The organism is Delftia sp. WSY_12 (assembly GCF_043104645.1).
Taxonomy (GTDB): Bacteria; Pseudomonadota; Gammaproteobacteria; order Burkholderiales; family Burkholderiaceae_C; genus Comamonas; species Comamonas tsuruhatensis.
In genome coordinates, this window is sequence record NZ_JBICKW010000054.1 from 118513 (window position 1) to 138323 (window position 19811).

General features: G+C 70.6%; 19 protein-coding genes. 7 read left to right on the forward strand and 12 right to left on the reverse strand.

Annotated features, from left to right (window positions below):
• Positions 1 to 41 precede the first annotated feature (41 nt).
• The 4 genes from cobF to cbiE are packed head-to-tail and all read right to left on the reverse strand — an operon-like array spanning position 42 to position 3371.
• Entirely contained in the window at positions 42 to 839 is a 798-nt protein-coding gene (gene cobF, locus ACF8LI_RS23820; protein ID WP_392414392.1) for a precorrin-6A synthase (deacetylating), read from the reverse strand.
• A complete protein-coding gene (gene cobM, locus ACF8LI_RS23825; protein WP_392414393.1) occupies positions 836 to 1690 on the reverse strand; it encodes a precorrin-4 C(11)-methyltransferase in 855 nt (284 codons plus the stop codon). Before cobM ends, cobF begins: the two co-directional genes overlap by 4 nt.
• Positions 1687 to 2172, reverse strand: coding sequence for a cobalamin biosynthesis protein (locus ACF8LI_RS23830; RefSeq protein WP_392414394.1), 486 nt, complete (start codon positions 2170 to 2172; stop codon positions 1687 to 1689). Before ACF8LI_RS23830 ends, cobM begins: the two co-directional genes overlap by 4 nt.
• Complete coding sequence (gene cbiE / locus ACF8LI_RS23835; RefSeq protein WP_392414395.1) at positions 2169 to 3371, reverse strand: precorrin-6y C5,15-methyltransferase (decarboxylating) subunit CbiE; 1203 nt, start codon at positions 3369 to 3371, stop codon at positions 2169 to 2171. Before cbiE ends, ACF8LI_RS23830 begins: the two co-directional genes overlap by 4 nt.
• On the opposite strand from cbiE, the gene ACF8LI_RS23840 reads away from it, so the two are divergent.
• Positions 3370 to 4155, forward strand: coding sequence for a cobalt-precorrin-6A reductase (locus ACF8LI_RS23840; RefSeq protein WP_392414396.1), 786 nt, complete (start codon positions 3370 to 3372; stop codon positions 4153 to 4155). The two genes, cbiE and ACF8LI_RS23840, sit on opposite strands and share 2 nt — an antisense overlap.
• Here ACF8LI_RS23840 and cobJ read toward each other — a convergent pair.
• Genes cobJ through cobG form a run of 4 tightly spaced genes read right to left on the reverse strand, consistent with a single transcriptional unit; the run spans position 4098 to position 7549 of the window.
• Entirely contained in the window at positions 4098 to 4922 is an 825-nt protein-coding gene (gene cobJ / locus ACF8LI_RS23845; RefSeq protein ID WP_252653018.1) for a precorrin-3B C(17)-methyltransferase, read from the reverse strand. The genes ACF8LI_RS23840 and cobJ overlap by 58 nt on opposite strands.
• Positions 4916 to 5686 (reverse strand): precorrin-2 C(20)-methyltransferase, encoded by a 771-nt coding sequence (gene cobI, locus ACF8LI_RS23850; RefSeq protein ID WP_013800508.1) that lies wholly within the window; start codon positions 5684 to 5686, stop codon positions 4916 to 4918. Before cobI ends, cobJ begins: the two co-directional genes overlap by 7 nt.
• Positions 5676 to 6305, reverse strand: a complete 630-nt coding sequence (locus tag ACF8LI_RS23855) for a precorrin-8X methylmutase (protein ID WP_012207647.1) — start codon at positions 6303 to 6305, stop codon at positions 5676 to 5678. The genes cobI and ACF8LI_RS23855 overlap by 11 nt, the downstream gene beginning before the upstream one ends.
• Positions 6305 to 7549 carry a precorrin-3B synthase gene (gene cobG, locus ACF8LI_RS23860; protein WP_392414397.1) on the reverse strand — a complete coding sequence of 415 codons (1245 nt, stop codon included), beginning with the start codon at positions 7547 to 7549 and terminating at the stop codon, positions 6305 to 6307. Before cobG ends, ACF8LI_RS23855 begins: the two co-directional genes overlap by 1 nt.
• A gap of 245 nt (positions 7550 to 7794) precedes the next feature.
• Here cobG and ACF8LI_RS23865 point away from each other — a divergent pair, with 245 nt between their 5' ends.
• Both ACF8LI_RS23865 and ACF8LI_RS23870 read left to right on the forward strand, forming a co-directional pair.
• Positions 7795 to 9558, forward strand: a complete 1764-nt coding sequence (locus ACF8LI_RS23865) for a methyl-accepting chemotaxis protein (RefSeq protein ID WP_392414398.1) — start codon at positions 7795 to 7797, stop codon at positions 9556 to 9558.
• Positions 9559 to 9576: 18 nt separating this feature from the next.
• Positions 9577 to 10089 carry a FecR/PupR family sigma factor regulator gene (locus ACF8LI_RS23870; protein ID WP_392414399.1) on the forward strand — a complete coding sequence of 171 codons (513 nt, stop codon included), beginning with the start codon at positions 9577 to 9579 and terminating at the stop codon, positions 10087 to 10089.
• Positions 10090 to 10128: 39 nt separating this feature from the next.
• On the opposite strand, the gene ACF8LI_RS23875 is transcribed toward ACF8LI_RS23870, so the two are convergent.
• Positions 10129 to 10839 carry a LexA family protein gene (locus ACF8LI_RS23875; protein ID WP_392414400.1) on the reverse strand — a complete coding sequence of 237 codons (711 nt, stop codon included), beginning with the start codon at positions 10837 to 10839 and terminating at the stop codon, positions 10129 to 10131.
• Between the two features lie 70 nt (positions 10840 to 10909).
• Here ACF8LI_RS23875 and ACF8LI_RS23880 point away from each other — a divergent pair, with 70 nt between their 5' ends.
• The 3 genes from ACF8LI_RS23880 (at position 10910) to ACF8LI_RS23890 (ending at position 13141) form a co-directional block, all read left to right on the forward strand.
• Positions 10910 to 11614: a hypothetical protein gene (locus tag ACF8LI_RS23880; protein ID WP_392414401.1), complete on the forward strand. Its 705-nt coding sequence runs from the start codon at positions 10910 to 10912 to the stop codon at positions 11612 to 11614.
• A 164-nt stretch (positions 11615 to 11778) separates the two neighbouring features.
• Positions 11779 to 12405 (forward strand): thiol:disulfide interchange protein DsbG, encoded by a 627-nt coding sequence (gene dsbG, locus ACF8LI_RS23885; protein WP_392414402.1) that lies wholly within the window; start codon positions 11779 to 11781, stop codon positions 12403 to 12405.
• Positions 12406 to 12463: 58 nt separating this feature from the next.
• Positions 12464 to 13141, forward strand: a complete 678-nt coding sequence (locus ACF8LI_RS23890; RefSeq protein WP_225971012.1) for a glutathione S-transferase family protein — start codon at positions 12464 to 12466, stop codon at positions 13139 to 13141.
• A 24-nt stretch (positions 13142 to 13165) separates the two neighbouring features.
• Here the strand turns inward: ACF8LI_RS23890 and ACF8LI_RS23895 are convergent, their stop codons facing one another.
• The 3 genes from ACF8LI_RS23895 to ACF8LI_RS23905 are packed head-to-tail and all read right to left on the reverse strand — an operon-like array spanning position 13166 to position 19067.
• Complete coding sequence (locus ACF8LI_RS23895; RefSeq protein ID WP_392414403.1) at positions 13166 to 14656, reverse strand: efflux transporter outer membrane subunit; 1491 nt, start codon at positions 14654 to 14656, stop codon at positions 13166 to 13168.
• 5 nt (positions 14657 to 14661) lie between these two features.
• Entirely contained in the window at positions 14662 to 17811 is a 3150-nt protein-coding gene (locus ACF8LI_RS23900; RefSeq protein ID WP_392414404.1) for a multidrug efflux RND transporter permease subunit, read from the reverse strand.
• 26 nt (positions 17812 to 17837) lie between these two features.
• Positions 17838 to 19067, reverse strand: coding sequence for an efflux RND transporter periplasmic adaptor subunit (locus ACF8LI_RS23905; protein ID WP_392414405.1), 1230 nt, complete (start codon positions 19065 to 19067; stop codon positions 17838 to 17840).
• Positions 19068 to 19204: 137 nt separating this feature from the next.
• Here ACF8LI_RS23905 and ACF8LI_RS23910 point away from each other — a divergent pair, with 137 nt between their 5' ends.
• A complete protein-coding gene (locus ACF8LI_RS23910) occupies positions 19205 to 19771 on the forward strand; it encodes a TetR/AcrR family transcriptional regulator (protein WP_154833445.1) in 567 nt (188 codons plus the stop codon).
• Positions 19772 to 19811: the final 40 nt, after the last annotated feature.

Here is a 19811-nt window from a genome sequence, read left to right on the forward strand (position 1 = left end):
GGTGTACAGCGTGGGGGCCGGCGTCGGCAGCAGCCTCGGCCTCAGTCCCCGCGCCGCAGCAGGTAGATATCCATGATCCAGCCATGCCGCTCGCGCGCTGCGGCGCGGGCCTGCACGATGCGCGGGGCGGCCTCGGCCAGCGGGCCGCTGTCCAGCATCTGGCGGTCCATGCCCAGGTAGGCACCCCACCAGATGTGCAGGCCGTGGGAGGGCAGCTCGGTGAAGCTGCACTGCCCGTCCAGCATCACCACGGCCGTGTCCACGCCGGGCGGCCAGCCCTGCTCGCGCAGCTGGCGGCCCGTGGTCACCACGAAGGGCTGGCCTATGCCGTTGAGCGCAATCGCATGCGCGGCGCACAGCACCTGCATGGAGCTGATGCCCGCCACCACGCGCACGCTGTGCGGCGCCGGCTGCATGCGCGCGGCAATGCGCAGGGTGCTGTCGTACAGCGCCGGGTCCCCCCAGACCAGCAGGGCGACCTGCAAGGGCTGGCCGGGGCTGCGCGGCTGCAGCCCCCCGTCCAGGGAACGGGTGATGGCCGCCTGCCAGCAGCGCGTGATGGCCGCATGCCATTCATCGACCTGGGCCAGGTAGTCGTCGCCCACGCTGCGGCGCACGGGCATGTCGAAGCCTTCGATGCGCGGGCCGGGCGCAGTGAGCACGGCATCGCACAGGTCGCGGCGCAGGGCGGCGAGTTCGGCCTTGTCCTCGCCCTTGTGCGGCAGCAGGATCAGGTCGGCGGCCTGCATGGCGGCCTGGGCTTCGCGCGTGAGGTGGTCGGGGTTGCCCGTGCCGATGCCGATCAAGCTCAGCGCCACGGGCGGCAGGGCCGCGCTCATGGGGCGGGGTTCCCGAGGGGCACGTCGATCACGGTATCCCTCGCGGTATCCAGCGCGGCATTCGCATGCACATCGGTGGCGGGAAAGCGCGGCTCGGTGCCCAGCGGGCGGTAGCGGCGGTCGTAGTCGGCCGCGTAGAGGCGGCTTTCGCCGAAGTCCTCGGCCTGCAGGCTGCGGCCCACCAGGATCAGGGCCGTGCGCTCCATGTGGGTGGCCACGGCCTCGGTCAGGCTGCCCACCGTGGTGCGCACCACGGTTTCGTCAGGCCAGCTGGCGCGCCAGACGATGGCCACGGGGCAGTCGGCGCCGTAGTGCGGCAGCAGCTCGGACTGCACCTTGGCGGCCACATGGATGGACAGATGGATGGCCAGCACGGCGCCCGTGGCCGCGAAGGCGGCCAGGTTCTCACCCTCGGGCATGGCCGTGGCGCGGCCCGAGGTGCGCGTCAGCACCACGGACTGGCACAGGCCGGGCAGGGTCAGCTCCGCGCCCAGCGTGGCGGCGGCGGCCGCGAACGAGGGCACGCCGGGCGTGACGGTGTAGGCAATGCCGGCCTCGCGCAGGCGGCGCAGCTGCTCGCCCATGGCCGACCACACGGACAGGTCGCCCGAGTGCAGGCGCGCCACGTCTTCGCCACGCGCCTCGGCGGCCTGGATCTCGGCCACGATGTCGTCCAGGCTCATGGATGCGGTGTTGACGATGCGCGCGCCCGGCGGGCAGTGCGCCAGCAGTTCCGAGGGAATGAGCGAGCCCGCATACAGGCAGACCGGGCAGGCCGCCATGAGGTCGCGCCCGCGCACGGTGATCAGGTCGGCGGCGCCGGGGCCGGCGCCGATGAAATGCACGGTCATGCCGTTGCTCCTTGTTTCTTGGCCTGGCTGGCGTGGGCCAGGCAACAGTTCAGAGGTCCGCCCTGGCCCACGGCCAGGGCCAGGGTGGCGCTGCCGTCGTCCGCCACCAGGCGGGTCACGCTCAGGGCGGAGTGCGGGCCTGCGGCGGCCAACGCCGCCGCCTCGGCCACGCTGCCGGTGCCGTAGCGCGCCAGCATGCGCGGCGATTGGGTGACCACCGGCTGGCCCGGCAATTGCGCGGACGGCACACGGACCAGGACGGCCGAGGGCACGACCGCCGACATCCAGGCCTCCAGCGCCGGATGGCCGGCCTTGGTGTCCAGCACGGCCACCGCGCAGACGGGCTGCGGCGCGCAGGCTTGCTGCAGCAGGTGCGCCTGGGCCCGCTGCCACAGCGCCTGCAGCGCATCGGGCAGTGCGTCGGTGTGCAGGCCCAGGCCCAGCACGCCGCAGCGGTGGGGGATGGCTTCGTCCGGGTTCACCGCTGCCAGCTCCACTGCACCAGCGGCCGCGCAGCCTTCCAGCTGCGCATGCGGCCCAGCGGCTCGGCGCTGGAGATCTCCAGCCGCAGCAGCTGGCCGCCATGCTGGGCCTGCAGTTGCACCAGCAGGGCCTCGGTCTCCAGCGTCACGGCATTGACCACCAGGCGGCAGCCTGCGGGCATGAGGGCCTGCAGGCGATCGAACAATTCGGCGTCAAAGCCCCCGCCCACGAACACGGCCTGGGGCCGGGCCAGCGCCTGCAGTTCGGCCAGCGCCTCGGGCGCCACGCCCTGCACCACGCGCAGGCGCGCCTGCAGTCCGAAGCGCCGGGCGTTGAGGCGGATGTTGTCCGCACGCGCCGCATGCTGCTCCAGGCTGATGGCCGAGCCACCGGCCAGGCACCACTCCACGGCCACCGAGCCCGAGCCGCCGCCCACATCCCACAGGCATTCGCCGTGGCGCGGCGCAAGAGCCGCCAGGGTCAGCGCGCGGGCCGGGGCCTTGGTGATCTGGCCGTCGTTGGCGTACCAGTGGTTGGGCCGGCCCGGCACCAGGGGCAGGGCCGCGCCGCCCTGGGCGAGCACGGCCACGGCCACGGGCGCGCAGGCAGGGTCGGCGGCCAGGGCCTGGGCGGCTTCGGCGGCGCGCCATGCACGGCGGCGCTCGCGCGGGCCGCCCACGGATTCCATGACCTCCAGGCGGCTGTCGCCCCAGCCTTCCTGCACAAGCCAGTCGGCCAGTGCGGCCACGGCGGCGCCATCGCGCAGCAGCACCAGCGACTGGCGGCCTGGCGACAGGTGCGGCAGCAACTGCTGCACATGGCCGGCATGCAGGCCCAGGCAGACCGTGTCTTCCAGCTTCCAGCCCAGGCGGGACGCCAGCAGCGAAAATGTCGAGGGTTGGGCGTGGCAGCGCCACTCCTGCGGCGCCAGATGCGCCGCCAGGCTGCCGCCCGCCCCGAACCAGAACGGATCGCCCGACGCCAGCACCACCGTGGGCCGGCCACGGCAGGCCAGCACGGGAGCCACGTCAAAGGGCACGGGCCAGGGACGGCCCCGCTCGCCGGCACCGGCCAGCGCCAGGTGGCGCGGCCCGCCAAAAACGGTCTCGGCCGCGTCCAGCGCGCGCAACGCGGCGGGCGCGAGGCCGTCCAGGCCGTCTTCGTTCAGGCCCACCAATGTCAACCAGGGATCAGTCATGCCCCATGTTCTCCTGCTGGGCGGCACCAGCGGCGCCAGCCAGCTGGCCCAGGCCCTGCACCGCGCCGGCATTGCCGCCGTGTTCTCGTATGCGGGCGTCACGCAGTCGCCCGTGGCCCAGCCCCTGCCCACGCGCGTGGGAGGCTTTGGCGGTGCCCAGGGCCTGGCGCAATTCCTGCGCGGGCAGGCCATCAGCCATGTGGTCGATGCCACCCACCCGTTCGCCGCACAGATGAGCCGCAATGCCTGCCAGGCCTGCGCCGCCACCGGCACGCCGCTGCTGGCGCTGGAACGCGAGCCCTGGCAGGCCAGTGCCGGCGATGCCTGGATCGACGTGCCCGACATGCAAGCCGCCGCTGCCGCCCTGCCCCAGGCAGCCGCCCGGGTGTTTCTGGCTGTGGGCCGCAAGCAGCTTGCGGCCTTTGCGGGCCAGCCGCAGCACCACTATCTGCTGCGCCTGGTCGATGCGCCCGGGCCCGGCAGCCTGCCCCTGCCCCACACCACGGTCGTGCTGGGGCGCGGTCCTTTCAGCGCGGACGACGATGAAGCCTTGCTGCGCACGCACGGCATCGAATGGCTGGTGGCCAAGAACGCGGGCGGCGAGGCCACGCGCGGCAAGCTCGATGCCGCGCGTGCCCTGGGCCTGCCCGTGGTGATGGTGCAGCGCCCGGCGCTGCCGCAGCGCCAGCGCACCGGGTCGGTGGCTGCGGTGCTGCACTGGATTGCTCATGGCGTGCTGCCGACGGCGCTGACAGCACCGCCCGCGCCGCCATCCATGCCGTAGTGGCGTGGCGTGTAGACCCAGCGGCCCACGCGGCGCGTGGCGCTGTTGCCCACCAGGACCACGGTGCGCATGTCGGCCATCTCGGGCGTGGCCTCGGCCAGCGTGCATACGTGCAAGTGTTCCTCGGGCGTGGACACGGCCCGCGCGAACACCAGCAGGCGCTGCGGCTCGCAATGGGTGCGCAGCAGCTGCAGCAGGCGCACAAAGCCTTCGGGCCGGCTCTTGGAGCGCGGGTTGTAGAAGGCCATGGCGAAGTCGGCCTCGGCCGCCAGTTCCACGCGCCGCGCGATCACCGGCCAGGGCTTGAGGTTGTCCGAGAGATTGATGCAGCAAAAGTCATGGCCCAGCGGCGCGCCAGCGCGCGCGGCGGCGGCCAGCATGGCGGTGATGCCGGGCAGCACCTGGATATCGAGCGCCTGCCAGGCGGCGGCCTGCACCGCATCGGCCGATTCCATGGCCTCGAACACGGCCGACGCCATGGCGAACACGCCCGGGTCGCCCGAGGACACCACGACCACCTGCCGCCCCTGCGCGGCCAGCGCCAGCGCCTGACGCGCGCGCTCTAGCTCCACGCGGTTGTCCGAGGCATGCCAGGCCACGGCCTGGCCCTGACCCGCCTGCGCCAGCAGGGCCTGCGCGCGGGACACATAGGGCAGGTAGCCGACCACATCGTCGGCCGCGTGCAAGGCGGCTGCGGCTTCGGGCGTGATCTGGTCCAGGGCGCCCGGGCCCAGCCCCACCACCGTCAGGCGGCCGGCGCTCACCATGCGGCCTCCGGCCGGCGGCCCTGGCCGTGCACGAGCACGATGGCGAAATAGGGGCAGGCGTCGTCGGACACATCACCCAGGCGCGCGACCTGCTCGCTGTCCGTGGTGCCGTTCTGCACCAGCCAGGCGGCGTCAAGCCGGCCCGTGCGCTGCAGGGCGCGGCGGATGCGCGGCAGGTTGCGGCCGACCTTCATGACAACCAGGGCCTCGGCCGTCTGCATGCGGCGCACCAGCTCGTCTTCCGACAGGGTGCCGGTCATCACGCTGAGCACGTCGTCGCCCCAGGTGATGGGCTCGCCCGTGGCGTGCCAGCAGCCCACCATGCCGGGGATGCCGGGCACCACGTCCAGCGGCACCTGGCCGCGTTCGCGCAACCGGGTGTACAGATGCATGAAGGAGCCGTAGAGGAAGGGGTCGCCCTCGCACAGCACCACCACCTGCCCGGTCTGCGCCAGCGCTTCCAGGCGCAGGCACCAGTCGTCGTAGAAGCGCGCCAGCAGGTCCACATAGGCGGGGCTGTCCACGGGCAGCTCGGTGGTCACCGGGTATTCCATGGCGTGCTCGGCAGCGCCTTGGGCCAGCAGGCCGTCCACCAGCTGGCGGGCCTTGCCGGGCCGGCCCTTCTTGCGGAAAAAAGCCACCTGGCGGGCGCCGCGCACCAGGCGGTCGGCCTTGACGCTCATGAGTTCGGGGTCGCCCGGGCCCAGGCCCACGCAGACAATGCCGGGCCCGCCCTGGCTGGGACGCGGCTGCCTACTCGACATGGCTGGCCAGTGCGTTGATGGCGGCCACGGTAATGGCCGAGCCGCCCAGGCGGCCATGCACGGCCATGCAGGGAACGGGCAGGTCCTGCATCAGCGCCTGCTTGGATTCCATGGCGCCCACAAAGCCCACGGGGCAGCCGATGATGGCGGCCGGCCGGGGGCAGGCCGGGTCCTGCAGCATGTTGAGCAGGTGGAACAGGGCCGTGGGCGCATTGCCGATGGCCACCACGGCCCCGGCCAGGTGCGGGCGCCACAGCTCCAGCGCGGCGGCGCTGCGCGTATTGCCCATGTCACGGGCCAGCGCGGGCACGCGCTCGTCCTGCAGCGTGCAGATGATGGGGTTGGCGGCGGGCAGGCGCGAGCGCGTGATGCCCTCGCTGACCATGCGCACGTCGCACAGCACGGGCGCACCCTTTTGCAGGGCCTGCGCGGCGGCCTCGGCCATGCCGGGCGAGAAGGCCACGTGCGGGGCCAGCTCCACCAGGCCAGCGGCGTGGATCATGCGCACCACCACGCGTTCCTCGACAGGCGTGAAGCGTTCCAGCGCCGCCTCGCGGCGGATGGTGGCAAAGGACTGCCGGTAGATCTCGGCGCCATCGGTTTCGTAGCGGTGCAGCATTATTCTTTTGAAAACAGCAATCCCGGATTGTCTCGCACCGAGGCCAGGGTCCGCTGCTCCTGCGCCCTATCCCCGGCACGGCCGTGGCGCACTACGGAATAGACAGGGCCTTCGCCCTCGTCTTGACCTTCTGCCCGCAGCACCACCGTGGCCGGCGCCTGCCGCGCGCAGCCCTTGGCGCATCCGGTCACATGCAGGTGCGCGCCGTGGGGCACCTGCGGCGCCAGCTCCAGCGCCAATGTCTGCGTGGGACCCAAGGCCTGGATGCAGCCAGGCGCGCCGGTACAGGCGGATACGCGCAGGCGCGGGTCATGGGCGTGGGTGATCCAGTCAGCGGCGTCGTCCAGCCCTGCAGCCGCCCACCAGCGGGGCAGCGCCGCGCCGGCTCCGGCGTCTTCCACCAGCAGCATGCGCCAGGGTGTCACACGCAAAAAGGCCTGCTCAGGCAAGGCGCGCACCAGCCGCGCCAGCGCCACGGCCGGCAAGCGGCCCAGCGGCGCGCCCAGCAGCCAGCCCAGGCCGGGCACGGCACCGGGCGCCGGTCCTTCGCTGTGGGCCGGGGTTTCTGTCTCCACCCAGTCCAGTCCGGGGAGCGGCTGCAGTTGCGCCGCCACCGCGGCCATGCGTCCGGGCCGCAAGCCCTGGGCGCGGCGAAGGGCGGCCTGACCGGCAAACCAGCGCGCCAGTGCCAGGCCTGCGGCCACGGCCTGGCTGGCATCGGCCACGGCCAGCGCCTGCTGCCGTCCATCGGGCTGCACCAGCCAGCCGGTGGAGGTGCGCTGCAGGCGGATATCGGCGGACACGCCGGCCAGCCGGCCCGGCGCGCCCTCCACCGACCAGCCGAACTTGGCCGGCAGGCTCGCCAGGTCGTCGGCCGCATCCAGCGCCTGCTGCAGGGCCTGGCCCAGCGCATGGACCGACTCCTGCGGCCGGCACAGCGGGTCGATCACCAGGTTGCGGCGGCGCTCGCGGCCCGCGTCGGCGTCCAGCAGGCCCACGGCCGCCAGGGCGCGCAGCACGGCGGCGTGCCGCCCGGGCGCAATGCCGCGCAACTGCACATTGGCGCGGCTGGACAGCTCCAGCGCGCCGTTGCCATGCACCCAGGCCAGGCGCGCCAGCCGCCGCGCCTGGGCCACCGTCAGGCGGCCCAGCGGCGGGCGCACGCGCAGCACCAGCCCATCGCCGGAGGCCATGGGCTGCCAGGCGCCGGGGCACCAGCCTTGGATGTGGGGAGGGGTATGCATGGGTAGGGGCCCCGACTGTAGCGCCGGCGCACCCGGCATCCCAGGTGCAAGACCCGCATGCGTTCATGAAATGCGGGCTTTCTTGATCCAGCCCGCCCGGGAAGCGGGCTGGTGACGCCTGGCCCCACCTAGCCTGAATTTGTCAATTCAAGTTGAAATTTAACAATTCACCCTTAGGGCTTTATCAAATAAATCATTTATTTTTGATAGAAACTGATACTTGCACCACCTACCTGGAAAGCGCCATGAATCTCCGCACCTGGACCGTCAAGACCAAGCTCTACGCCGCCTTTACCGCCCTGGCTTTACTGGTCGCACTGGTTTCCGTATCTGCCCTTCATGCGTTGGACGGTTCCGACCGCAACCTGACCCAGTTCGTCGACGGTGTGAACGCCCGCGCCCATCTGGCCGAACAGGTGCGCGCGGCCGTGGACAGCCGCGCCATCGCGGCGCGCAACCTGGTGCTGGTGAACACGCCAGCCGATCTGGACATGGAAAAAACGGCCGTGTACGCCGCCCATGCCGCGGTCAAGTCCCACCTGGACCAGCTCAAGGCCCTGGTGGCCGCGCCCGGGGTGGGCGAGGAGGCTCGCGCCCTGGTCGCCCGCATCGACCAGATAGAGCAGCGCTACGGCCCGGTGGCGCTGGACATCGTTTCGCTGGCGCTGCGCCAGCAAAGGGACGAGGCCATTGCCAAGATGAACAGCGAGTGCCGGCCGCTGCTGGCCCAGCTGATCGCGGCCACCGACGAGTACAGCCAGCTCACGCGCCAGCACGCCCAGGTCATGGTGGAGCAGGCCACGCAGTCCTATGTGCAGCAACGCAACATGCAGATCGGCGTGAGCGCGGTCGCCTTCGTGCTGGCCCTGCTCATGGGCCGGCTGATCGCACGCGGCCTGACACGCGCGCTGGGGGCCGAGCCTGCCCAGCTCGGTGAAGTCGCCCGCCAGATCGCCGATGGCAACCTCGACCCCGGACTGGTGCGCAGCGAAGCGCCCGCAGGCAGCGTGCAGGCCTCGCTCAACGCCATGCACCAGAGCCTGGCCAGCGTGGTCAGCGATGTGCGCAACAACGCCGACAGCGTGGCCGTGGCCAGCGAGCAGATCGCCAAGGGCAATGCCGACCTGAGCCGGCGCACCGAGCAGCAGGCCAGCGCGCTGCAGGAAACCGCAGCCTCCATGGACGAGCTGTCTTCCACCGTGCAGCAGAACGCGGACAACGCACGCCAGGTCAACCAGCTCGCGCGCGGCGCCAGCCAGATCGCGGCCAAGGGCGGCACCGTGGTGCAGGAAGTCGTGGGCGCCATGCAGGACATCCATGCCAGCTCGCGCCAGATCGGCGACATCGTGGGCGTGATCGACTCCATCGCCTTCCAGACCAACATCCTGGCCCTGAACGCCGCCGTCGAGGCCGCACGTGCCGGCGAACAGGGCAAGGGCTTTGCCGTGGTCGCCGCCGAGGTACGCACTCTGGCCCAGCGCAGCGCGCAGGCGGCCCGCGAGATCAAGCAGCTCATCACTGACAGCGCCACGCGCGTCAGCCAGGGCGCGGAGCTGGCCGACCAGGCCGGCACCACCATGGCCGAGGTGCTGCAATCCATACAGCGCGTGACCGACCTCATGGGCGAGATCAGCAACGCCAGCGACGAGCAAAGCACCGGCGTGGCCCAGGTCGGGCAGGCTCTGAGCCAGATGGACCAGGTCACGCAGCAAAACGCCGCCCTGGTGGAGGAAAGCGCGGCGGCGGCCTCCAGCCTCAAGTCCCAGGCCCAGCGCCTGGTGCAGGCCGTGGCCATCTTCCGCCTGGGCCATCAGGGCAATGTGCCCCAGCAGCCGCGTTTGCAGACGCCGCTGCCGGCGTCCGTGCCCACGCGCGCGGCCACGGCATCTGCGCTGGCGCCGGCCAGGCCGGCACCGGCACGACCCGCAGCTGGCGCGCGCCCTGCAAGCCCTGCACGCCTGGCTGCGGCCAAGCCGTCCGCCGAATCGCAGGACTGGACCAGCTTCTGAAACCGGCAAGCCGCACGCATGCGCCGCCACCGCTCCTGCACCGCGCCCCTGGACAAGGCTGCGCAGGTGCGCGAACTGGAAGAGTTCCTTCGCGGGCGCAACCCCATCGACGTGGCTGCGGCCGACTGGCACATGCGCCGGCAACAAGGCCTGACCGCTGCCGAGGAAGCCGAATTCACGCAATGGCTGCAAGCCAGCACGGCGCACGAGGCAGCCTTGCGCCACCTGGGACACCTGCATCACCTGGACCGGGGCCTTCCTGCAGCACAACGCCCCTGCCCTGAAGGGGACAAGGGCTGCGGCCAGGGCTGGGGATGGCGCTGGCCGCACCTGCTGCCGCGCCCGGCGCTGACGGCCCTGTGCTGCACGGTGGCCCTGGCCATGGGCTGGCCGCAGCTGCCTGCGCCTACCGGCAACCCCTTGACTGCACACGGGCAGGCCAAGACCGTCACGCTGCCCGATGGCAGCCAGGCCAGCCCGGGCCCTGACCGCCGGTCCGAGCGCCAGGGCGAGACTGCCGCCGCGCCCTGATACCCAAAAACTCCGCGCCAGCGGCCTGCCGCCCTGCCGTCAGCGCCCCCGCAGCCGGCGACGGTGTTCAATCACCGTGCCCAGCAGGACCAGCCGGTTCCTGTCGCTGCGCAGCACGGCATGGTCATCATTGAGCGGCACCAGATCGAACACCTCGGTGCCGTCCTCTCCCACACCGCGCACGCGGTACTTTCTGAGCAGCAGCTGCCGCTTGCCATTCCTGGCCAGCACATGGTCGCCGGGCCGGGGGCTGGCCTGGGGATCGATCAGCACCCGGTCGCCTTCGCGCAGCTCGGGCAACATGGCATCGCCTTCCAACACAAGAAAGAACGCACCGGGCGATGCATCGTCCTTGCCGAATTCGATGTCCAGGCTTTCAGGGGGCTCGGTAAATGCGCCGTCATCTGCCAGGGCCGCAGCCTGGGCATGCGAGAGAACGGGGTATTGGCGCAGTTCTTTGGGAATCCTGGGCAGGTTGGTGCCGGGCGTGTCCCCCTCTGGAAGCAGGGGCGGCAGATCGGAAACCATCTTCACCAGCCTGGGGCTGATCTCGAAAAGCGAAACCTTCAAACCCTTGGCATAGGCAATGCCCGCCTCCAGGCTGATGGGCCGGTTGCCGCTCTGGTGCTGGGAGACCATGGAGGAGCCGCCAGGAATGCCGGCCTTCTCTGCGAACTCGGCCTTGCTTTTCACGGTAGAGAGCAGGCGCTTCAGGTTCGCTGCCTCTTGCTCGGTGGTCCAAACTTTCATGTAGCGATGCTAATAATCGAAACCATTAGCAATGCTTTTCATTTTTCGATAGCTATGCTAAATTTTTCCCATGAAAAATGCAGCCAGCAAAACCCTGTTCCACCGTTTCATCCCCGGCCTGCGCTTCCACTCGTTCTGGTACTACCAGGCGCGCGGCTCCACGGGCAGGGTGCGCTGGGCGCGGCTGCCCATGGTCTCCGACGCCTGTGCGCAGGCCGATCCCCATGGCGCATGGTGGTGTGCGCAGCGGTGCGCCGCCGTTTTGGCGCAGCGGCCATGGCGGCTCATGCAACTGCCGCCCGGCCTGCCTGCGCAGCCGGATGCCCGCCAGATGGCGCATGTCCTGCAGCAATGGCTGCCGGGCTGGAGCGCTGCGCCCGCCAGCGTGCAGGTCTGTACCCACGCGCTTGAGAACGGCGGCAGCGCGCTGCTGCAGCTGCATGTCCGGGCCAGGAGCGCGCCCAGCATTCTTTGGGCATGGGTGGTTGGGGTGGAGGTCCAGGCGCGCCAATCCCTTCAGGGGCTGGCGCCTGCGCCAGGCAACCTGCAAGCCGGGCACCTGTCGCCGCGAGCCCTGCTGATCGTTCCCTTCGGCCAGGACATGCCCTGGGCCACCGGCCATACCGCCCGGGTACGCCTGCATGCACGGGGGCCTCAACTGCGCGGGCCGCATGAAGTGGTGGCGCAGGATGGCTGCTGGTTTGAAGACAGTGGCCTGGATGCCGTGTTGCTGAAGCCGGTCTTGCGCGTTCAGGATGAGCGCGTATCCCTGTGAAGGGCCAGATGGGGCCAGATGGCGCAAGCGATTTCCTATAACGATGGAACGCGGCGGATGCACTCCGACTCACACCGTCCGCCGCTGTTGCCACAGCACCAGGCGCTGCACCCTTGTCGCGCAGCGCCGCCCCCTCATTCATTCAACCGTTTCAAGGAGTTCCCATGCATCTTCAACGCACCGTCCTTTTTGCAGGCATGGCTGCCAGCCTCTTTCTGGCGGCGGGATGGGCCACGGCCGCAGAAGGCCCTGCCACGGCCCAGGCGCCACAGGCCAAGGTCCAGGCCCAGGTCCAGGCCCAGGTCCAGGCCGCCAAGCCGGCGGGCGACACCGTGCAGTCGCAACTGGAGGCCTCCACCTGGGTGCCCGACGGCAAGGCCGATGCGCCGCGCGTGATCTATACCTTCACCGACCCCAACTGCAAGTACTGCCACAAGTTCTGGGAGGCCGCGCGTCCCTGGGTGGACGCAGGCAAGGTGCAGCTGCGCCACATCCTGGTGGGCGTGATCCGGGACGACAGCCCGGCCAAGGCCGCCGCCATCCTGCAGGCCCCGGACCGCGCGGCCGCACTGATGGAGCACGAGAAGAAGTCCGCCCAGGGCGGCATAGCGCCCGCCTTCAGCGTCAGCCCCGACGTGCGCAAGACGCTGGAGGCCCACCGCAAGCTGATGATGTCCCTGGGCTTCCGTGGCACGCCGGGCATCGTGGTGATCGACAGCCAGGGCGGCACCAAGAGCTATGGCGGCATGCCGCGCGATGCGGCCTTGCCCGAGGTGTTCGGGGCACTGTGAACGCGCTGCCGTGAACGGGACGCCAGGTGATGCCCACACCTCGGCAGCCACGAGTAGCATGGCCGGCAGGATCACCACTGCGGAGAACGCCACCATGCTCAAGCTCTACGGTTTTTCCAGGGTCAATGCCGGCGCACGCGGCCGCACGCGCGATCTGCGCGTGCTGTGGGCACTCGAAGAGATGCAGCTGCCCTTCGAGATCGCGGGCATGGACCATCCCGCGCACGACCTGAACACCGAGGCCTACCGCCGGCTCAGCCCCTTCGAGCAGATTCCGGCGCTGGACGATGACGGGCAGGTGATTTCGGAGTCGGCCGCCATCGTGCTGCATCTGGCCAGGAAGTGCGGCCGGCTGATGCCCTCCGATGCAACCGGCGAGGCACAGGTGCTGCGCTGGTGCTTTGCAGCCATGAACACGGTGGAGCCGCCGCTGCTCAGCCTGATGGTGCTGGACTGGACGGCCGATGGCAGCTGCGGCAAGCACCGCGAATTCCTGGTGGGCTGGGCGCATCGCATGCTGGGCAACCTGGAGCGCTGGCTGGACGGGCGCCGCTTCATTGCCACCGACGAATTCACGGTGGCCGACATCCTGATGGCGCATGTGCTCGCCTGCATCCCGGACCGCACGCTGACCGCGCCCTGCCCCGCCGTGGTCGCCTACCGCGACAGATGCCTGGCCCGGCCCGCCTGGCAGCGGACCCTGGCGGCCTACAACGCGCGGGTGGAGGCGGCGTAGCCGGGGCTCAGGGCTGCTCGGTGCTCAGGGCTGCTGGAAGGCCGCCACAGGCTGGGACTGCGGTGGTGGCGGCGGCGGCGCAGTCCAGCTGCCGCCGAGCACGCGGAACAGCTGGGCCAGCGCCAACTGCCGCTGGGTCACGGTATCGATGTAGGCGCTTTCATTGGCGAAGGCGTTGCGCTGGGCGTCCAGGTAGCGCAGATGGTCGTCCACCCCCGCCTGGTAACGGGCCTGCGCCAGCCGCAGGCTTTCGCGGCTGCTGTCGCGCAGCGCCAGGTGCGCGGCTTCCTCGCGGCGCAGCGTGTCGGTGGCGGCCAGCGCGTCGGCCACTTCACGGAAGGCGGTCTGGATGGCCTGCTCGTAGGCTGCCACGGCCATGTCCTTGCGCAGCACGGCCAGGTCGAGGTTGGCGCGGTTGCGCCCCCCGTCGAAGAGGGGCAGCGTGACCTGGGGAGTGAACGACCAGGCGCGCTGGCCCGAGCGGAACAGGTCGGACAGATCGGCGCTGGACGATCCCAGGAAGCCGGTGAGCGAGATGCGCGGGAAGAAGGCCGCGCGCGCCGCACCAATGTCCGCGCTGCGCGCGCGCAGCCGGTGCTCGGCCGCCTGGATGTCCGGGCGGTGGATGAGCAGTTCGGAAGGCGTGCCGGCCGACAAATCCTGCAGCAGCATGGGTACGTCGGGCGACTTTGCCGACTGTGCAGACCCTGCGGACCGTGCGGACAGGTACGGCCCCAGATCCTCCACGCCCGTCAGCAGCAGCAGGGCGTTGCCGGCCTGGCGCAGCTCGCGTTCGCTGCGCTCCACGTCGGCGCGGGCCTGGGCGGCCAGGCCCAGGGCATCCTGGTGGTCCAGGGCCGTGGCCGTGCCCGCATTGCGCCGCTGCGCGGTCAGGCGCAGCGAGGATTCACGGCTTTGCAGCGTGCGCTGCGCCAGTTGCAGGCGGCGCAGGGCCCCGTCGCGGGACAGGTAGGCCTGCACCACTTCGGCACCCAGGCTGATGCGGGCGGCGCGCGCGGCCTCTTCGGTGGCCAGGTACTCGCCCAGGGCGGCTTCGGACAGGTTGCGCACGCGGCCGAACAGGTCCAGCTCGAAGGCGGCCAGCCCCAGGCCGGCCTGCCAGCTGCCCTGCACCTGCGGCTGGCCCGTGGCATTCATGTCGCCCGGCAGGCGCTGGCGCGTGCCGCCGCCCTGCAGGCCCACGCCCGGCAGCCGGTCGGCGCGCTGCACCTGGTACAGGGCGCGTGCCGCCTCCACGTTGAGCAGGGTCTGGCGCAGATCGCGGTTGTGGGCCTGGGCCAGGTCCACCAGCTGGCGCAGCTGGCGGTCGGCGATGAAGCTGTTCCAGTCCAGCGTGGCCGCCGACGAGGACAGCACGGGCGCCGCATCCTGCTGCGGCCACTGCGTGGGAATGGGCGCCTGCGGACGCTGGTGGACCGGGGCGAGGGAGCAGCCGGCCAGCACCAGGCTGGCGGCCAGCGCACACAGGGCGCGTGGGAAGAAGTGCATGGACATGGCGCTTACTCCGTGGAGGTTGCCGGGGCCTGCAGGGCAAGCGGGGTGCCGGCCGGCGCCTTGCGCCGGAACAGGGACAGCACCCAGACGAAGAAGACGGGAACGAAGACCACCCCCAGCAGCGTGGCCGACAGCATGCCGCCGATCACGCCGAAGCCGATGGCGGCCTGGCTGGAGGCGCCCGCGCCCGAGGCCAGCGCCAGCGGCACCACGCCCAGGATGAAGGCCAGCGAGGTCATGACGATGGGCCGAAAGCGCAGCCGCGCCGCCTGCAGCGCGGCCTGCGCCAGGCTGTGCCCCTGCGCATGCAGGTCCCTGGCGAACTCCACGATCAGGATGGCGTTCTTGGCCGCCAGGCCGATGATGGTGATCAGGCCCACCTTGAAGTACACGTCGTTGGACAGGCCCACGGCCGAGGTGGCAAGCACCGATCCCAGCGCGCCGATGGGCACGATCAGCATCACGGCGGCGGGAACGCTCCAGCTCTCGTACAGGGCCACCAGCAGCAGGAACACCACCACGATGGCCAGCGCGAACAGCTTGGGCGCCTGGGCACCGGCGGCTTTCTCCTGGAAGGACAGGGCCGTCCACTCGTAGCCTATGCCGCGCGGCATCTCGGCCATGATGCGTTCCAGCTCGGCCATGGCCTCGCCCGTGGTGTGGCCGGGCCTGGCGTCGCCCGAGATGCGGAAGGCCGGATAGCCGTTGTAGCGCGAGATCTGCACCGGCCCGCTTTCCCAGCGCACCGTGGCAAAGGCAGACAGCGGCACCTGCTGCCCGCTGGCGTTGGGCACGTGCAGGCGCAGGATGTCCTCGGGCCGCGCGCGGGCCTGGGCATCGGCCTGCACCACCACGCGCTGCAGGCGGCCCGCGTTGGGGAACTCGTTGATCACGGCCGAGCCGTAGGCGGTGGACAGGGCCGTGTTGATGGCGCTGAAATCCACGCCCTGGGCCTGCGCCTTGCGCCGGTCGATGTCCAGCCGCAGCTGAGGTGCATCCTCCAGGTTTTCCATCATGGCGTAGGCAATGATGGGCGAGGCATTGGCCTTGGCCAGCAGCTGGTCGCGCGCGGCGATCAGCGCCTCGCGGCCCAGGCTGGCGCGGTCCTGCAGGCGCAGCGCAAAGCCGCCGGAGTTGCCCAGGCCGTCGATGGGCGGCGGGTCCACGGCCATGACGGTGCCGTCGGACAGGCTGGCAAAGCGCTGGTTGAAGGCCTGCACCTCGTCCCACGATGCCTGCCCGGCGCCGCGCACCGACCAGTCCTTGAGCGTGACGAAGGCCAGGGCCGCGTTCTGCCCCATGCCCGAGAAGCTGTAGCCCATCAGGAACTCGGCCTGGGCCGTGGCGGGGCGGCTCTGGACATAGTCCTCCATGTCCTTGACCATGGCCTTGGTGCGCTCCGTGGTGGCGCCCGGCGGCAGCTGCACGCCGACGATGTAGTAGCCCATGTCCTCGTAGGGCACGAAGGATTCGGGCATGCGCATGTACGCCACGCCCAGCCCGGCCACGATGGCGGCATACACCAGCATGCAGCGCCCGGCGCGGCGCACCAGCCGCTGGTTGAGCAGGTCGAAGCGCTCGGTCAGGGCCGCGAAGCGGCGGTTGAACCAGCCGAAGAAGCCTTTGCGCTCGGCGTGGTGGCCCTTGGCAACGGGCTTGAGCAGCGTGGCGCACAGCGCCGGCGTGAAGGTCAGCGCCAGCAGGCCCGAGAACAGGATGGACACGGCCAGCGACAGCGAGAACTGCCGGTAGATCACGCCCACCGAGCCGCTCATGAAGGCCAGCGGCAGGAACACGGCCACCAGCACCAGGGTGATGCCGACGATGGCGCCCGAGACCTGCTGCATGGCCTTGACCGTGGCCGCCAGCGGCGACAGCCCCTCCTCGGCCATGAGGCGCTCCACGTTCTCCACCACCACGATGGCGTCGTCCACCAGGATGCCGATGGCCAGCACCATGCCGAACATGGTCATCATGTTCACCGAAAAGCCCAGCGCATACATCACGCCCAGGGTGCCGGCCAGGCACACGGGCACGACGATGGTGGGAATCAGCGTGTAGCGCAGGTTCTGCAGGAACAGCCACATCACCAGGAACACCAGCGCCACGGCCTCCACCAGGGTCTGGATGACCTTGCCGATGGCCACTTCCACGAAGCGCGAGGTGTCATAGGGCACGGCGTACTGGATGCCGGCAGGGAAGTTCTGCGACAGCTCGGCCAGGCGCGCCTTGACGGCCTTGGCGGTCTGCATGGCGTTGGCCCCGGGCGCCAGCTGCACGGCGGCGGCCACGCCCTGGCGGCCGTCCTCGCGCGAGGAAAAGCTGTAGTCCAGCTGGCCGACCTCCAGCCGCGCCACATCGGCCAGGCGCACGGCCGAGCCATCGGCCCTGGCACGCAGCACGATCTGTCCGAACTCCTCGGGCGAGGCCAGCGTGCCCTTGACGGCAATGGTGGCGCTCAGCTCCTGGCCGGGCCCTGCGGGCGAGGCGCCAAAGCTGCCGGCCGGCACCTGCGCGTTCTGGGCGGCGATGGCCGCGTTCACGTCCGCCACCGACAGGCCGTAGCCCAGCAGCTTGTTCGGATCGACCCACACGCGCATGGCCACATCGGCCGCGAAGAACTGCACCTTGCCCACGCCGGGCACGCGCCGGATCTCGTTGTTGATGTTGCGCACGGCGTAGTCGGACAGGGCCACCTCGCTGCCGCTGCCGCTGCCGTCCTTGTAGGTCAGCGAGTAGATCATCAGGAAGTTGGCGCTGGCCTGCTCGACCTGCAGGCCCATCTGCATCACGGACGCGGGCAGGCGCGCCTCGGCCTTCTTGATGCGGTTTTGCACCTCCACCTGGGCCAGCGCGGGCTCGGTGCCCGGGGCGAAGGTGGCCGTGATCTCGGCCAGGCCCGTGGAGCCGCTGGAGGAGTCGAAGTACAGCAGCCCCTTGGTGCCGTTGAGCTCCTCCTCGATGACGCTGGTCACCGACTCCATCACCGTGGTGGCGGAGGCGCCCGGGTAGTTGGCGGTGATCGAGATCTGCGGCGGCGCCACGTTGGGAAACTGGGAGACGGGCAGCGCCGGTATGGCCAGCAGCCCGGCGAGCATGATGAAGATGGCCACCACCCAGGCGAAGTTGGGGCGGTTGATGAAGAACTTGGACATGGTCTATTCCTTGGGCACGCGCCGGCTCAGTCGCTGGACGTGGCGGAGCTGCCGGAGGCGCTGAAGGTGCCGGACAGCCCCGCCGTAGGGGAGGCCGCGGCATCGGAAAGGGCCGTGGCCTGAACCCGCGCCCCGGGCTGCAGGCCCGCCATGCGGCCCACCACCACGCGCTCGCCGCCCTTGAGGCCTGCGCTGATCTGCCACTGCGCGCCATGCATGGCCGCGGTCTGCACGGGGCGCATCTGCAGCGTGTCCTGGCCATCCACCACCAGCACGTGGGCCTGCCCGTCGGTGCTGCGCTGCACGGCCCGCTGCGGCACCAGGATGGCGGCAGGGTCCACGCCCTGGCCCACGGTCACGCGCACATACATGCCGGGCAGCAGCATGCCGTCGCGGTTGTCGAAGCGCCCGCGCAGCGCCATCTGGCCGGTGCCACGGTCCACCGTCACATCCGAGAACAGCAGCTGCCCCGTGCGCTGCAGGCCCGTGCCGTCCACCTTCAGGGAAACCGGCGTGCCGTCCTTGCCCGCCGTCTGTGCCAGGCGGCCCTCGGCCAGTGCCGCGCGCAGGCGCTGGGCCTCGGCCACGGGCTGCTGGAAGTCGGCATAGACCGGGTCGAGCTGCTGGACCAGCGCCATGGGCGTGGCCTCGCCCTGGCCCACCAGGGCGCCCTCGGTGACCAGCGCACGGCCGATGCGGCCCGCGATCGGCGCCCTGACCGTGGCGTATTCCAGGTTCAGGGCGGCCGCCTGCACCTCGGCCTGGGCGGACTGCCGCGCGGCCTGGGCCGCCTGCAGGCGGGCCTGCATGGCCTCGAAGTCCTGGCGGCTGACCGCCTCCTGGGCCACCAGCGGCGCGTTGCGGCCGACCACGGCACGCGCTTCGATCAGGGCCGCCTCGGCGCTGGCCAGCTGGCCCTGGGCGCGGGACAGGGCGGCGCGCAGGGGCGCCGGGTCGATCTGGAACAGCACCTGGCCGGCCCGGACATCGGCGCCTTCCTCGAAATGGCGGCGCAGCACGATGCCGGCCACCCGCGCACGCACCTCGGCCACGCGCACGGGCTCGATACGGCCCGGCAGCTCGCTGGACAGTGCCAGCGGCGCGGGCTGCACGGTGACGGCCTGCACCACGGGCAGCGCGTCACCCGCTGCGGCCGGAGCCTCGTTGCGGCCGCAGCCCGTTGCAAGGGTGGCCAGGGCGGCCAGCACCAGGGCCGCCAGCGGCAGGCCACGTCGCTTGTTCAGACGCATGCTCATGTTCACAACCTGATTGAGTTCGATACGAAGGCCGCGATGGTACATATCAGAATCAAATGAGTCAACATCGATTCATTTGATTCTTTAAAACATCAACAGATAAAATCCATGCACTTTCCAAGGAGGCATGACAAGCGATGACGAGCACCAAGCAAGAGGACGAAGGCAAGCTGCTGGGCGCACTGGCACTGGCGCTGCTGGACGATCCCAAGGCCAATCTGCAGGAGCTGGCACGCGCCATCGGCATCAGCAAGGCCACGCTCTACCGCTTCTGCCCCACGCGCGACCAGCTCATCGACCGGCTCATAGGGCATGCGGCCGACACCCTGTCGCGCGCCATGCGCGCGGCCGAGCTGGAGCGCCACGCGCCGCTGGAGGCGCTGCGCCGCCTCACCGCCCACTGCCAGGACCACCAGACGCTGCTGCTGTTCCTGATGTATTTCTGGCGCTCCGACATCTCGGTGGTCGGCCAGATAGAGAGCGAATGGGTGGCAGCCATGGATGCCTTTTTCCTGCGCGGCCAGCAGGCCGGCGTGTTCCGCATCGACATCACGGCCGCGGCGATGACCGAGCTGTGGCTTTCCATGGCCGTGGGCCTGCTGGATGCGGAGCGGCGCGGCCGTGTTGCGCGGGCCAGCGTGGCGGCCGTGATGGAGCAGTCCTTCCTGCACGGCGCCCTGCAGCCCGGCGCACCGGCTGCGTAGCACGCCGGGCGCCGATGGGAAACCGAGGTGATGAATGATG

Excerpts from the sequence above, each read along its gene's own strand:
- cobF (WP_392414392.1), bottom strand. The coding sequence starts at position 839 with ATGAGCGCGGCCCTGCCGCCCGTGGCGCTGAGCTTGATCGGCATCGGC.
- cobM (WP_392414393.1), bottom strand. The coding sequence starts at position 1,690 with ATGACCGTGCATTTCATCGGCGCCGGCCCCGGCGCCGCCGACCTGATC.
- ACF8LI_RS23840 (WP_392414396.1), top strand. The coding sequence starts at position 3,370 with ATGCCCCATGTTCTCCTGCTGGGCGGCACCAGCGGCGCCAGCCAGCTG.
- cbiE (WP_392414395.1), bottom strand. The coding sequence starts at position 3,371 with ATGACTGATCCCTGGTTGACATTGGTGGGCCTGAACGAAGACGGCCTG.
- cobJ (WP_252653018.1), bottom strand. The coding sequence starts at position 4,922 with ATGGTGAGCGCCGGCCGCCTGACGGTGGTGGGGCTGGGCCCGGGCGCC.
- cobI (WP_013800508.1), bottom strand. The coding sequence starts at position 5,686 with ATGTCGAGTAGGCAGCCGCGTCCCAGCCAGGGCGGGCCCGGCATTGTC.
- ACF8LI_RS23855 (WP_012207647.1), bottom strand. The coding sequence starts at position 6,305 with ATGCTGCACCGCTACGAAACCGATGGCGCCGAGATCTACCGGCAGTCC.
- cobG (WP_392414397.1), bottom strand. The coding sequence starts at position 7,549 with ATGCATACCCCTCCCCACATCCAAGGCTGGTGCCCCGGCGCCTGGCAG.
- ACF8LI_RS23865 (WP_392414398.1), top strand. The coding sequence starts at position 7,795 with ATGAATCTCCGCACCTGGACCGTCAAGACCAAGCTCTACGCCGCCTTT.
- ACF8LI_RS23870 (WP_392414399.1), top strand. The coding sequence starts at position 9,577 with ATGCGCCGCCACCGCTCCTGCACCGCGCCCCTGGACAAGGCTGCGCAG.
- ACF8LI_RS23875 (WP_392414400.1), bottom strand. The coding sequence starts at position 10,839 with ATGAAAGTTTGGACCACCGAGCAAGAGGCAGCGAACCTGAAGCGCCTG.
- ACF8LI_RS23880 (WP_392414401.1), top strand. The coding sequence starts at position 10,910 with ATGAAAAATGCAGCCAGCAAAACCCTGTTCCACCGTTTCATCCCCGGC.
- dsbG (WP_392414402.1), top strand. The coding sequence starts at position 11,779 with ATGCATCTTCAACGCACCGTCCTTTTTGCAGGCATGGCTGCCAGCCTC.
- ACF8LI_RS23890 (WP_225971012.1), top strand. The coding sequence starts at position 12,464 with ATGGCCGGCAGGATCACCACTGCGGAGAACGCCACCATGCTCAAGCTC.
- ACF8LI_RS23895 (WP_392414403.1), bottom strand. The coding sequence starts at position 14,656 with ATGTCCATGCACTTCTTCCCACGCGCCCTGTGTGCGCTGGCCGCCAGC.
- ACF8LI_RS23900 (WP_392414404.1), bottom strand. The coding sequence starts at position 17,811 with ATGTCCAAGTTCTTCATCAACCGCCCCAACTTCGCCTGGGTGGTGGCC.
- ACF8LI_RS23905 (WP_392414405.1), bottom strand. The coding sequence starts at position 19,067 with ATGAGCATGCGTCTGAACAAGCGACGTGGCCTGCCGCTGGCGGCCCTG.
- ACF8LI_RS23910 (WP_154833445.1), top strand. The coding sequence starts at position 19,205 with ATGACGAGCACCAAGCAAGAGGACGAAGGCAAGCTGCTGGGCGCACTG.